The organism is Paenibacillus zeirhizosphaerae (assembly GCF_030705605.1).
GTDB lineage: Bacteria > Bacillota > Bacilli > Paenibacillales > Paenibacillaceae > Paenibacillus > Paenibacillus zeirhizosphaerae.
The window spans coordinates 357,080-371,042 of the sequence record NZ_JAPCKK010000016.1; the positions used below are offsets into that span (position 1 = coordinate 357,080).

Here is a 13,963-nt window from a genome sequence, read left to right on the forward strand (position 1 = left end):
CTTATTATACAGCCGTTATTGAGGCAAAGAGGAGGAAATTTTTCCTATGAACATATTGGTTTACGGTGCGGGTGTCCTGGGAAGTTATTTGGCGCATGGTCTGGTCCGTGGAGGCCATAACGTGACTATGCTGGCCAGAGGACAGCGTCTGAATGAACTGCAGAATGACGGGAGCGTGATTCGCCATTATTTTCAATTTCGTACTACGGTTGATAAAGTAAATGTGATCCGTGAGCTACGGCCAGAGGATGTTTACGACCTGATTTTTGTAGTCATGAAATATCCGGATTTCCAGACGGTATTGCCTGCTCTTGCGGCCAATCACAGCAGTCATGTGGTTATCGTGGGCAATAATGCGAGTCCGCACGAGATGCGGGATTATTTAGAGGCGAACAGTCCTGTAGCGAAAAAGGTTGCTTTCGGTTTTCTGGTTGGCGCTGGATGGAGGGAGACAGGCCGGATGATCAGCGTGCATGGACCGAAGGGGCAAATGATTATCGGTGGATTAGGCGAGGAGCTGGTCTGGCGTTCCATGATTGACCAGGCTTTTGTTAATAGTAAATTTAAACTGACTTATTACAAGGATATGGATGAATGGTTGAAAAGCCATTTCATTATGGTTCTGCCCATGAATTTCATTGCCAATGCATATGACGGTAACCTGCGTCAAGCTGTGAAAGACAGCAAGCTGCTTAATCACGTCATTGATGCGATAGATGAAGGCAATCAAGTATTGGAAAAGCTCGGGTATACCGTTACGCCTGAAAGTCAAAAGGAATGGGTCCGGCAAAAGCGGAAGCTGCTCTACATGGGACTGAAGATGATGTTGGGAACCCCTGTCGGCAGGACTCTCTTGAGCGACAAGGCGGTGTCCGAAAACGAGATATCCGCGTTGACTCAGGCATTTCATGATTTGAAGCAAAGCGCAAACATGTCGACGCCTAATTGGGATATGCTCATCAATTATTCACCCGCCAGCAAATAAGATGCCGACCGTGAGATTCAGGCAACTGCATTGCCTGGATCTCTCACGAGGTCGAGGTCAAAGTACTTTATAAACCTCTTTCGCTGTATCGACTCCGGCCAGATACGCACCATGACAGCTTCCTATATATGTGCTGTTACACGCTTCACCGGTAAAAAATATTTTTTGATCGATGGGCAGGCTTAAATCCTTGCGGTAACGATGGCTTCCCGGCTTCGCCATTGCATACGAACCATAAGACCGTGGGTCCCGTCCCCAACGGGTTGTTGCCCCTTTAGTAAACTCTCGCGTTGTTCGTGTTCCTAAGAGGGATTCAATCTTCTTTAAGGCGAAATCAACCGCGCCTTCCTCTCCACTTTCCTCCAAGTCAGATGCCAAATGCCCACCAACCCACATCAGCACCAAACCCGTGTTCGAAATGTTACTTGTAATGCCTACCCTATGATCATCTTCCGTGAGAATCGCCTGGTCGCTGCCCAAAGCAAAGATATCTTTCTGGAACTTCAGCGTAATATGATTACATTGAATCATAGGAAGTTCTTCTATAGCACGTATCTTCCAGGAAGGTAAAGGAGGACTAAAGGTGATAGTCTCTGAAGCCAACACACCCGTAGATACGGTAATGATTACAGTTTTCGCTGTAATTGTGCCTGAGTTTGTTTTTACCGAAACCCCATGACTCCCCCACTCAATACGCTGTACAGAGGTGTTTAAATGAACCGGAACATTCTGACCGTAATGATTTACAATACTACCGAACCCCTGACGACAAAACCAATCGGGGCCATGACCCGTTGCTTGAGAAAAATCAAGGGTGGATAACACTTCAGTTTCTATACCGAATGTCCATAAGCCTAACATTTTTGCGACATATTCATCCCATTTTCCTGCTGAACCTAAAATAGAGCTAACAGACAAGTCTATTCCGTTCTTTCCTTTGTCCAAAATTTTACGAATGGCGCTATCATAACTATCTTGGAAGTCACGAACTTCCTTTGCAGATAATTTAATGCCGCCAGCAGTTAAGAAATGCAGATAATCCGATTTAGGATAGAGTTCAAATTTGTTATCCTTTGCATACTCGACCCATGGGTTGACTGGTTCATCATGTAAATAACGGCATCCAAGGTCAAAGGGGACACCAAAGGTTTTGGTATCCGTCCAAGCCCGTCCTCCTATTCGATTTCTTGCTTCTAAAGTGATAACTGACTTACCATAACCTATGAGGGTCCGAGCTGCGGCTAACCCGGATGCTCCTGCCCCAATCACTACAACATCTGCATCTGAAGCTGTGCGATTCAAATTATTCAAGATTACCCATCCTTGATATCAAATGACTAAATTTCAGCTTTAATATTTGCTTGAAATGATATTCATATTCTTAACGAAGCTGCCCTTTGGGAATAAAAAAAGCAACCGATATGACTCGGCTGCTCTTCATTCTGATGTATATGTTTCTAATGTATATGTTAAGGAATAAACTGCTGTACAATTTCAACAATTTTGCCGTCCTGAATCGTAATATGGTAAGGAAATGCCGTCATATCCAATACATCTGAGCTGCTGAACGCTTTTTTCAACGTCTCCAGTGTAACTTGTTCATTCCAGTTGATATCGGTATCTTCCATCCGTCCAGTTTTGTCGTAAATCTGGAAAATAATTTTGGCATCGTCGGCAATTTGCAGCTTTTCGGTATCTGCTTCATCATTCACGATATAGTATCCGTCCGGGGCTTCGGTCATTTCCGCATCACCTTCACGTTCCCGGAAGATCTCGTTGGCCTGTTCTCCTTCATACCACTGAATTGGATCGATTTCCACATAAACCGAGTCGCCTACATCCAAATGATTGACAAATACGGTTTCCTGTATTTTCGCGGCAGGTGCAGGCTCATACCCCTTGGCGGCTGCACCGCCAGCCGTTGCGGTAACTAAAATGAATGTGAGCAGAAAAAGCTTAGCAACTGTCCTTCTCATATCAGATCTCCCCTTGCTAACTGGGTTATGGTCGGTCCTTCATACCTTTCATTACCCTTCTGCTCATATCATAAACGAGTTTTTGTCCCAAAAAGTATCAGATTTCGTATAAAACAGTTACATTTTCTTAAGACTTGGTACTAAATTTTATGATTTAAGCAAATCCAGCTTGCGCGCCTGCTCCTCGGTCAGAATAAACTCTTCATTCTCCCACAACTCGTCTTCCTTCGATACACCGAACATCAGCATGATTTCATCCCAAATATGCCGTTCCATCGCTTCTTTTTGCGTAATGATGACTTTTATGATGCTCACTCCTTTCGGTTCCTGTAGATAGAGTTACCTCATATATACCCGGAAATACGAATTCTGTGCGCTTTTAGTCCATTTTAAATGCGGCAGCGGATTCCGCCAGTCCTTTGCTTAATCCGTCAATCCTTTCCACCATATCAGACAACTGACGCACCATGGCGGACTGATCCTGCATTGTGACCGTGACTTCCTCCACCGATGCGGATACTTCTTCGCTCGTTGCTGACAGGCTTTGCGTCAAGCCAATAATTTCCTCACTGTCCTTCTGCATACGGGCCAGGTCCTCCGCCATTGCTTTAATCTGTTCCGTGATGTCCGTGACATGATTCAGAATATCCGCGAAAGCCCCTTTTGTCTTCCCTACATACTGATCCTGTGCGGCGGAAATATCCTGAATTTGCAGGACACTGTTGTTATTTTCGACCACCAGTGACAGATTTTGTTGAATGATGCTATGAATCTGGCTGGCTTGTCCGGCGCTCTGCTCCGCCAGCTTGCGAATTTCCGAAGCGACTACCGCAAAACCTCTTCCGTGCTCTCCGGCGCGGGCGGCTTCAATGGAAGCATTCAACGCCAGCAAATTCGTCTGACGGGCGATTTCATTAATGGCATTTGTAATATGGGCAATGCTGTGAGAACTCTCCTGAAGCTGTGCAGTAATTTGGGATATCTTCTGCACCTCCGCCTCATTTTTATCGTTCACAGCACTTAATTCGTTCACAACCTGGCTGCTGGAATCAAATACATCTACAATCGCATCCGTTCTTTCTTTGACCGACTGGGCCTTTGCGTTGATCATCCCGAATTTTTCGCCAAAACCATTGAACATGTCTGCCATCGTTTCCGTATCCCGTGCCTGCAGATCGACAGCTTTGGCGATTTCTCCGGTCGTGCTGGTTGTCTCTGTAACAGATGTGCTGGCATGCCTGGATGACTCGTCCAGCTCCTCCGTGCTTTGGTTCAAAACTACGATGGAATCATTCATATCGGACAGCAGCTTTCTGTTATGCCCGACCATAACGTTAAAGCTATTGGCCAAATCCCTGAACTCATTATGAAATTTGCCTTCTGCCGCAACGGTCAAATCCCCGGAGGCCAATTGCTTGAACAGATGGGTCAGCCGCAGCACAGGAGAGGTGATAGAACGGGAAATGAGAAGACCCGCAATGATGGCAAGTGCAACAGCCAGCACAGCCACGAGCCCGATTTGCTCAAGCAGTGCTTCCACAGGCTCGTTCATATCATCATAGGAATCCAGGACATAAATAACCCAATCCGCACCGGGGATTTTATTGTAGCTCAAATAATCCGTTCCCAGGTCCGCTTCTCCCTGAAGGATAGAGCCTTCGACTGGCATGCTGAGCAAACCTCCGGCCTCCTCCAGTTGAGTCCCCACGGCGGCTTGGTCCTTCGAGTCATACAGGATTGTTCCACCACGGCTGAGGATGGAAATTTTCCCCTGCTCATTAATATGGATGTTCTTTAATTTATCGACAAAGAAGGTTGAGTCCACAGTCGCCGCGAATACCCCGAGCAGTTGTCCGTTCTCATCCATGACTGGCTGCGAGAACGCAATTAATAGCTTTCCAGTGCTGCTTGACACAATGGCATCACTTATAAATGGCTGTCCTTTTAACGCTTCCTGAAAATATTCACGATCTGCCCGCGATTCCCCGACCGTATCCTGCTTGCTGCCCGCAATAATGATCCCTTTCTTATCCAGCACAATGAAGGACTGATTTCCCGTTGTTGCCTCCAGATTTGCGGCCAGCTTCTGGTTTACACGTGTAAACAGCTCGTTATTTTCCGAAAAGAATGCTTCATCCGACAGTGTACCTTCAGCTCTTAGTTTTAAAAGCTCCCCAATGTCATGATGCGAGGAAATCAGGTAGGACGTCTGGCCCTGCAGTTGCACCGCTGTCCACAATCCTTCTCCCATCCGGTCGGCATTGGCTTTAATTTCATCCTTGCTTTTATCAAGAATGATGCCTGACCCTAAAAAATATACAATGACAGAGATCGTCAAAATAACAGCAACGACCAAAGCTGTAATGAGCAGCGGCAATTTCAACTTTAAAGACACATAATCCAATCCGCGCTTTGTCCTGTTATTTTTCTTCATGATTCATAATCCTCCTGTACGGCTGCGATGTTTGTAATCTGTCTATTTTATCGGTGGATTTGTGCATTTTGGATAGAGACAATTATGTAAAGTTTTATGGCGGACCATTTCTGACGGACATTCTCTACAAAAAAAGACCACGATCGAAGTAACGATCGTGGTCAACACTTTACATGTTATATGAGAGACAGCGCGATGGGTTCTCCTTCGCTTGTTGTGACCCGAATAACATTCTCTTCAATTGTAACGGAGCAGGCGTCTTCGAGTTCGGTAAGCAAGCCGCCTGCTCCCGGTCGGCCGTATATGGCAGAGGCAAGCCAGTGTGTTCCCGGTTGAAGCGATGCCCTTAATGTCGGAATAACCGTTCGTGGATGAAGCAAATTTGTGTTCGCATCTGGGTACACGAGCTCCGCCAGCTCGAAGCCCAGCTTGCCACGAACCGCTACACCCCCGTGTTCACTGACAGCGGCGGCGCCAAGTCCATTCGCTGAGACCTGCACTGCCTCTCCGATACCCAGTGCAAAACCTCCTTCTGCGGCATCAAGCCTGCGGGCAGACTCAATCCGGTGAATCCGAATGTGCCAGGGAAGCCCGGCAACGATCCACGTCCGCACCTCAACGTCGTTCCATGGCTGCCATTTGGCGTACAGCACATTGGCGCGGATATTCGTCACTTCATTTTTTCTTCGCACCCGGTACAGATTATCTCCTTCACTCAGCGCCAGCATGGAATCAAACGCCCCTTGGGACAGGCCCCATTCCGCTCTGGGCACGCTGAAGGCAAAGCTGGTGGAGTAGACAAATTTCTCATACTTGGCTGATGTATGTGTATGCTCATTCGAACCCGGATGCCCTGTATTAAAGGCGGCGACATGCCCCGTGTGCTGATCACGGCAAAGCACCAGCTGAGCCGGTGGTTGAACCGAAACGGCAGGCAGGGACGGAAGCGAAAGCTCCTCTGCTGTCCAGAACGGGTGATCCTCGGAAAGCGCCAGAGGCAAAAATGCTTTTAGCGCCCAGTATGGCGAAGCCGGCGAGTTATAATTTTCGGCCATGATCAGGTTGGGATAAGCATAACCGACCGTCAGCAGCCCGGTTGCATCGAAGATAGGCTTGCTGAACCACCAGCGCAAATTGCGCAGGACCAGTCCTTTCAGCACACCCAAAGGGAACGCATCCACTCCAGCGTATGCCAGTGCACTCCAGAAGGCCGATTGCGCGAAACGGTAAGTCAGGCTTCTCCCGTAGGGGAGCGCTGCCCCATCCTCCGCAAACCAGTTGATAAACTGGCTTGCGAACAGAGACGCCCGTTCTTTGTACAGCGCCGCTCGTTCCGGATCTTCCCGCTCCGTAAGACACGCATATAACAAACCGTAATAATGCAGCGCAAACGGACCGTAATAATCGCAATGCCCTCCGACACCGTCGGCGTACCAGCCTTCCGACAAGTAAAAGTCGTCAATTCTGCGCAGGTTGGTTTCCATTTGCTCCTGATCATAAGGCAACCCCACCTTCCGGAAGCCCATGTTGACAAGCACGTGGAAGAACAGCCAATTGCAGTCATGCAGACAATAATGGTTAATCTGGTTCAGCCAGTTGTACAAGTTCCGGCGGGCAGTATCGGACATCGGCTCCCATACCCGTTCTGGCACAAGCAGCAGGGCGAAGCCTAATGCCGCCATTTCAACGAGTCGCTGGTCATAATCGCGAACATCGCCCCAATATTCTTCGTGATCGGGATTTGTACCGTTCTCAAGCCCGCGCAGACAGGTGTCCCACAGCTCCGATTCCCCACCGCCCGCAAGCAGCGGCACCATCCCCCACATGACACGCGAGAAACCTTCCATCTCGGCTGTAGCCGAATCATAACTGGCACCTGCCACTCCAATTCTCAGCCGGGCCCCGCCCTCGCTGTAAAACTGTTTCAGCGGAACAGCAAGCTGCTCGAATGCCAGCTGCAAGTCTTGCCTCGTAATCAGCGGATTGTCCGCGATAGCGGAATAACTGGTCATGCAGACAAAACCTCCTTATATTCAATGATAGCCATAACACGGATCAGTACACCTATTCCCAGAACATCGTTCGCCCTCCACGCAGGCGGACGAGCCCTTCCACAAAATAATAGTCGCCATAAATAAGCGGAACATCGATGTTTTTTCCCTCAGGATAATGACTCGTGCCGTGCTTGATGAGCCCTTCCTCTGTATGATCGTCCCACGTACCGTAATTACGGTATAGAGACTCTAGAATGCGCACCCCTGCCTTATGATAGGTAGCGGCCTCCAGCTCGCCTGTCTTCTCGGCCAGCAGCAGCAGGCCGCTGGCCGCGCATGCCCCTGCGGATGAATCCCGATATTTCGTGACCTCCGGCGGGATGCGGAAATCCCAGTACGGGACCGAATCCTCCGGCAACTGCGACAAGAAATAATGCGCCACACGCTTGGCTGCGTCGATGTACTTTCGCTCCCCCGTATGATGGTAGGCCAGCGTCAGACCATACAGCGCCCAAGCCGTCCCTCGCGACCAGGCAGATTCCGGTGCGTATCCCTGTCCGCCCAGCTTGCCCACACATGCTCCGGTAGAAGGGTCAAACTGCACGATATGATACACCGACCCGTCAGGCCGGATAAAATGCTCCAGCACCGTCTCCATATGCGCCTGGGCGATATGACTGTAGCGCGGATCACCACTCGTTCTCGAAGCCCAGTGGAGAAGAGGCATGTTCATGCAGCAGTCGATGATGGCTAAACCTGCATTGTCCTCCCCTTCCCTCCACGGATTCCAGGCACGGATATATCGTCCTTTCAAATTAAAACGGCCCGCCAAATAGTTGGCTGCCTGCAGCGCCCGGCGCCTGGATTCGGCGGATTGGGTCAGCTTATAGGAAGCGATGCTCGTAAGCGTCCACATGAAACCAAGATCATGATCAAGCCGGGTGTAATCGTGCAGTACTGCATCAAGGCGCTCCTCACACTGCTCCGCCAGCTTGCGCAGGCGCTCGTCCGCGCACTCCTCGTAAACGAGCCACAGCAAGCCCGGCCAGAAGCCAGCCGTCCACCAATGCGGTTCCTCCAGCACGTAGGTCCCACCAACGCTGGCATGCGGAAAACCCGAGCCAATCCGCTCGCTGATCCGCACGGTTTTGCGAACTGTGCTCTCCCAGGCTTCATTCAGCCATTCCGGTATCTGTCTCTCCAATAGGGTCACCCTCCCATTCCATCCATAACGTTGCAAAGTTCAATTCCACCCGAACGGACCGTTCCGGATGCAGCAGCTCAAAATCCACTGTGTACCAAGGCGTAGAGCTGCCAAAATGATTGCTGTACACACGCTTCGTGACCATGGGCCTCACCTGTTCAGGATCGTACCTGGCCCTTGCTGCATGACGGCCGCTATTACCTCTCAGCAGCAGGCTGCCCGGCTGTCCCTGTGTCCCGCCTGCCCCCGCATCCTGCATCACCGGCGGACACATCGTCACAATGCGTTCGACGAGACTTCCCGGCACAGAAGTGAAGTTAAATTCATCCGTCAACTGAAGCGAAGGCAATCCGGATTTGTTCCATACGAGCTGGCGCATGAGCGAGGACAGATGCGGGACAGGATAAGCGGCCGTCATGTCCAGCCGGAAGCGGGCCTCCTCGTCACCGGTTACAGCCTCCAGCACCTTCGCCCTGCTGGCGCGGCCGCTTTGCTGAAAGCAACCATCCACAATCGGAACGCTATGCCCTTGCGAGCCGTTGCAGTCGAAGCTGTAGCGACCTTCGCCAAAGTAAGCGGCCGTATATTCACCGGGCCCCAGCTCCGCCACAAGCGCAATCCCAGCGGCATAAAGGATAAATCCGCCGATATCGTTATGATTATGCGGCTCGTCATTCGATCCGCCCTTCGCGGCAAATCCGAAGCTTCCGTGTTTCGTCGAATAGCGCGAGACGATCCACTCCGCATCCGGCAAATAATAATCCGCATCCCGCCAGCGGCTGTGCCGTTTCCCCGGGTCATACCAGACGATATTGCGCAGAGCCGGCGCCCACCTGCTGCAGTGATCGTCTGTATACGAAGCGCGAATAGAGGCAGGCGGCAGTTCCATTTCCGGATACAATCGCGCTAAATAATGCGTCAGCCCGATTTGCACCGGCACGCGGCCGAGCGAGTCCGAGAAATTCACCGTGGAGTCGCTGTGCAAATAGCATTTTTGCTGGAATAACGAAATTTGGCGAATTTTGGGATATTCAAATAAGTTGATGGCACCTTGTGTTCGCTGCTTGAGCAAATCCGCAAAATACACGAAATAACCAAAGCCGTAATTCCAGTAACCTAAGCCCTCCAGGCAAGCTCCATCATCCCCAAAGCCGTCCAGATAACAGGACATGGAGCCAAGGACCTTGACGATGATAGCGGTCAACCGCTCCGACGGTTCAAGCAGCAACAGCGAGGCAGCGCCAATCGATCCGGCGCAGACAGCAGCCCAGTTATGAGTCGCCGTTTCCCAGCTGAATGCTCCCCCTTCCAGATAAGGCTTGAGGAGACGGGCTTCTACCTCCTCCCTGATGCGGACGCGCAGAAGCGGCGGCAGCCTCTCTCCCAACAGCAGCCCAATTTCGCTCAGCGTAAAGCCCGTTTCCGCCGCAAACAGGTCGATGGCTCCGCGCACATTCATATTCTGGACATGCGCAGGCAGACACCAGGTGTATTCATTGCATATGGACCAGATGATTTCGTACAGTTCGGCGGCGAAGCGCTCGTTGTCCGGCTCCAGCAGCCAGAGAAGTGTTAACGTATTTAAACGTCGTCTCCGCTCAAAGTATACGCTTTCATATTCCAGCCGCGAGCCCTGCTTTTCGAATAATGTGAACAAGCCATAGGTCAGCTCCGGAATCGGTATATCGGTTAGCCGCTCCCCCTCCTGCCGAATCTCATCCATCATCACTTTGTATTCGTCTGAAGCGCCTATCCTTTGCCAAAACTCCTGCGGACTGTGCCCCCTGTAATAAAAATCCGGGCTTGCCGGAGCCAAGCGCTCCATTTTCACACGCACATCTTTAGTGTTCAGCATAACTGTCACTCCCCTGGCCTCAATGCCCTGTTCTTATCCCCGATACTCGGCAGGCGTCGATCCGGTATGGGCTTTGAACGTCTTAATGAAATAACTCTGGTTGTCATATCCGAGCAGCTCGCATATTTCCCCGACCGTATGTGTCGTGTGGTCAAGCAGCTCCTTGGCCCGCTCCACCTTCATGCGCGTGACATATTCGATAAAGGTCACTCCTGTCTCCTTTTTGAACAGACGGCTGAAATAGCTGGCATTCAGATGCAGATGCTCTGCCACCTCGTCAAGGCTGATCCGCCGTCCGATATTCAGCGCAACATATTTGTACGCTTCCGATATTTCCGCCCGTTTGCCGTACGATACAGACTCCGCTTTGGCTGAGACGAACGCGCACAGGTGATCAGCCAGCCAGTCGCCAAGCTGATCAAGCGAATCCAGCTCCGCGATCTCCCGATGCAGCGTATCGGCCGTATGGCTGGAAAGAACAGGCTGGAGAGAGTACAGCTTCAGCTTCAAATCAAGCAGCAGCTTGAGCAGCCAATCCTTCACCATTTCGGACGGATATTGCTGCTCCCGAATAAAGATAATCCATTGCTCTGCAGCCAGTTGAGCTTCCTGAACGCTCTTCCCCAGCAGCACAGCCCGCAGTTGCTGGTTTGCTTCATCATAATACCGGAACAAATCCTGTTGCGCTTGCGGGACGGCACGGCAACGCTTGGCGCAATCGGCTTCACGCAAATAAAAACGCTGTTCTCCGCTGTCCAGCAGCTCTATGAGACTTGTTTTGAGCATCTCCGGTGCTGCCGAAGCCGAGCCAATGAGAAAAGACATGCGGATTTTCAGCACCTGCATCAACGTATTTTGCATTTGACGAAGCGAATCCTTAAGCAAATCCATGATGTTAACCTTCAGCGTAGGTTTGTAGGAGAATAGCAGCAGAGAGCGCTTTACATCGTAGCCAATATGCTGCCCGCGCAGCGCCCCTCCCTGCAGCACTTCGTCCATCACATTTCCCACCGCGAACAGCAGTGTCTGATCGGACGCAAAGCGATGCTTCACCAGCCGGTAATTGTCAACAAAGCCGACCACAGGCAGACATTGCTCACCGCTTAACAACAGGCCGTAACCTTCGGCATCCCGCTTCCAGGCCTCTGGCGACAGCAGCGGCTGATGAATAAAATTTTTGATCGCCTTCTCTCTGCGCAGTCCCTTCGTCTCCTGCAGCAGCCTGCGCAGCCGCTCCTGCTCCCAGTTCATGCGCCGTTCTTCATCCAGGCCCTCCTTCAGCCGCACGAGCAGCCGCGACAAATCCTCTGGATCAAGGGCATCCTTCAGAAAATACTCCTGCACATTCAGCCGCATCGCCTGCCTCGCAAACTGAAATTCGCTGTGACAGGACAGGATGACGATCCGCACCCCGGCCTGCCGCTCACATATGCGGGCCGCCAGCTCAAGTCCGTCCAGCTTCGGCATCCCGATATCCGTAATGAGCACATCCGGCATCTCCCGCTGCGCTTGCTCCCATGCGCTTAGCCCGTTCTCATGGGTTCCGATCAGCCGGTAACCGAGCCGTTCCCACTCGATCATCTCACTCAGCAATTCGATCACCGGATAATCATCATCCGCCAGCATAACGTTATACATCAGACGCCTTCCCCCTCTCCGGAATCCGCATCACGATCTGGGTTCCATTCCCCTGCCTGCTCCTCACATCCATTCGGAAACCGTCTCCAAACACCATTCTCATCCGTTCCATGACATTAGGAAGACCGATACCGGAAAATCTGCTGCGGAGCTCTTCTCGTCCGTGCAAAATTCCGTCATGATAGGTATGAATACTCCTCCGGAGCTGATCCAGCTCCTCCTCGTTCATCCCGTTCCCATCATCCTCCACAGATAATTCAAACGCCCCATCAAGCTTAACGGCGCGGACGGCAATCATGCCCCTGCTCTGGCCCAATCCGTGGATGATAGCGTTCTCAACAATCGGCTGCAGGAAAAAGCGGGGCACTTGAATCATGAAAGCTTCGGATGTGATATCAAGTTTCAGCTCCACCTCTTCCTTTTGCCGCAGATTCATCAGCTCCACATAACAGGTAATCAGATCAATTTCCTCATGAAGATGAATATCATCGTTCTCGTTCGTAATGGTCATCCGCAGCAGTCTGGACAGCGAACCGATCATCTTCGCGCTGTCCTGATCTCCGCCCCGCATCGCCTTCATACGAATCGAATTGAGCACGTTGAACAGAAAATGCGGGTTGATTTGCGCCTGCAGCATCCGCAGCTCCGCCTTGCGTTTGCGCGCCTGCGTCTCGGATACCTCTGCCAGCATCTGCTTCACACGGTCAAGCATCTGATCGAACAGGAAGCCAAGTCGCCCAATCTCATCCTGTCCCCGGATGCCGGAACGGACGTCCAGGTTGCCTGTCTGAACCGCTGCCGTGACTTTACCAAGGATGACAAGCGGCTTCGTAAATGCCCGGAGCAGCGTGATGAGCAGCAGCAGAAAAAAGAAAAAGGAAACAAGCTGAAACAAAAAAACACGCTTGAAAATCGAGCTGATATTGACTGCCGCCTGCTTGTATGGCTGAACTGAGACGAGCCGCCAGTCATTAAAGGCAATGAACTGATCGGCAACCAAATATTGCGCTTCTCCCGCCTTCATGACCGCTGAGCCGGCTGACCCTCCATGTTCGGGGAACTGGTATTCCAGCTCCTGGCCGATCCGGTTCCTGTCCTTATGAGAAAGGATTCGATTGGAGCGATCCACCAGCATGACCTCCTGGCCGGCGCTTAGCCGATCGAAGATCGCATTGACCTGATTCTCCATGACGGTCACGATGATGTAGCCGTATATTTCCCCGTTATCAAGCCTTAGCGTTCGGGCTACGGAAATTTGATAAGGGTTGTCAAGCTTCTCCATGCTGAAAACCGTTGGCCTCGTCGCCACCCAATAGGACTGAAATCCCCGCAGCTTGTCGAGCTCCCAGAACCACGGTTCCCGTGTCAGCTTAACGGGATTGTAGTCGCTGGTCGAATAGTTAGTGTAGGTTTTCCCATTGGTCAGCAGCACGGTCACATAGCTTTTATCACCGATTACCGTCAGGCTTTCCAACTGCTCCAGTATGTTTTTTTCCTGTACAAAGGCCGCATAGGGCTCGGAGGATACGCTGCCGCCAGCATTAATAATTTTGAAATAAGAATTCATATCCGCATCGACCTGAATATAATTCGCAATGTTCAGCATGCTCTTGAACAGACCTGTGACAGAGCCGTTTACGAGCTGGAGGGAATCCTGCGCGTTGGACATCGCCTGTCGTTGAACCGCCTCCTGTGTTAGAGCGTTGTAGGTCAGCAGCGAAATAGCCGCGGGCAGTAAAACACAAGCAATAGCGGTCAAAAGCAGCTTATTGCGGATCGATTGCGACAATAGATGTTCCCGTAATCTGCCAAGCATTCTTGATGTCCCCCTTATAATAGAAAAAAGGGGGCGTTCCTCACGCCCCTGCACAGGGTCA

At 51.1% G+C, this 13,963-nt stretch carries 10 protein-coding genes; 1 reads left to right on the forward strand and 9 read right to left on the reverse strand.

What is annotated here, in order from left to right; all coding sequences use genetic code 11:
* The first annotated feature begins 46 nt into the window (after nucleotides 1–46).
* Nucleotides 47–985 (forward strand): ketopantoate reductase family protein, encoded by a 939-nt coding sequence (locus OIN60_RS11390; protein ID WP_305754986.1) that lies wholly within the window; start codon nucleotides 47–49, stop codon nucleotides 983–985.
* 57 nt (nucleotides 986–1,042) lie between these two features.
* Here OIN60_RS11390 and OIN60_RS11395 read toward each other — a convergent pair whose 3' ends face one another.
* The 9 genes from OIN60_RS11395 to OIN60_RS11435 form a co-directional block, all read right to left on the reverse strand.
* Nucleotides 1,043–2,296, reverse strand: coding sequence for a flavin monoamine oxidase family protein (locus OIN60_RS11395; RefSeq protein ID WP_305754987.1), 1,254 nt, complete (start codon nucleotides 2,294–2,296; stop codon nucleotides 1,043–1,045).
* Between the two features lie 158 nt (nucleotides 2,297–2,454).
* Nucleotides 2,455–2,961 carry a hypothetical protein gene (locus OIN60_RS11400; RefSeq protein ID WP_305754988.1) on the reverse strand — a complete coding sequence of 169 codons (507 nt, stop codon included), beginning with the start codon at nucleotides 2,959–2,961 and terminating at the stop codon, nucleotides 2,455–2,457.
* 147 nt (nucleotides 2,962–3,108) lie between these two features.
* Nucleotides 3,109–3,276: a hypothetical protein gene (locus OIN60_RS11405; protein WP_305755569.1), complete on the reverse strand. Its 168-nt coding sequence runs from the start codon at nucleotides 3,274–3,276 to the stop codon at nucleotides 3,109–3,111.
* Between the two features lie 64 nt (nucleotides 3,277–3,340).
* Nucleotides 3,341–5,395 (reverse strand): methyl-accepting chemotaxis protein, encoded by a 2,055-nt coding sequence (locus OIN60_RS11410; protein ID WP_305754989.1) that lies wholly within the window; start codon nucleotides 5,393–5,395, stop codon nucleotides 3,341–3,343.
* A 176-nt stretch (nucleotides 5,396–5,571) separates the two neighbouring features.
* A complete protein-coding gene (locus tag OIN60_RS11415; RefSeq protein ID WP_305754990.1) occupies nucleotides 5,572–7,407 on the reverse strand; it encodes a DUF2264 domain-containing protein in 1,836 nt (611 codons plus the stop codon).
* 52 nt (nucleotides 7,408–7,459) lie between these two features.
* A complete protein-coding gene (locus OIN60_RS11420) occupies nucleotides 7,460–8,593 on the reverse strand; it encodes a glycoside hydrolase family 88 protein (protein WP_305754991.1) in 1,134 nt (377 codons plus the stop codon).
* On the reverse strand, nucleotides 8,562–10,448 hold the full coding sequence (locus OIN60_RS11425) for a heparinase II/III family protein (RefSeq protein ID WP_305754992.1): 1,887 nt from the start codon (nucleotides 10,446–10,448) through the stop codon (nucleotides 8,562–8,564). The genes OIN60_RS11420 and OIN60_RS11425 overlap by 32 nt, the downstream gene beginning before the upstream one ends.
* A 33-nt stretch (nucleotides 10,449–10,481) precedes the next feature.
* Nucleotides 10,482–12,086, reverse strand: a complete 1,605-nt coding sequence (locus OIN60_RS11430; RefSeq protein WP_305754993.1) for a response regulator transcription factor — start codon at nucleotides 12,084–12,086, stop codon at nucleotides 10,482–10,484.
* Nucleotides 12,079–13,902, reverse strand: a complete 1,824-nt coding sequence (locus OIN60_RS11435) for a cache domain-containing sensor histidine kinase (RefSeq protein ID WP_305754994.1) — start codon at nucleotides 13,900–13,902, stop codon at nucleotides 12,079–12,081. The genes OIN60_RS11430 and OIN60_RS11435 overlap by 8 nt, the downstream gene beginning before the upstream one ends.
* Nucleotides 13,903–13,963 lie beyond the last annotated feature (61 nt).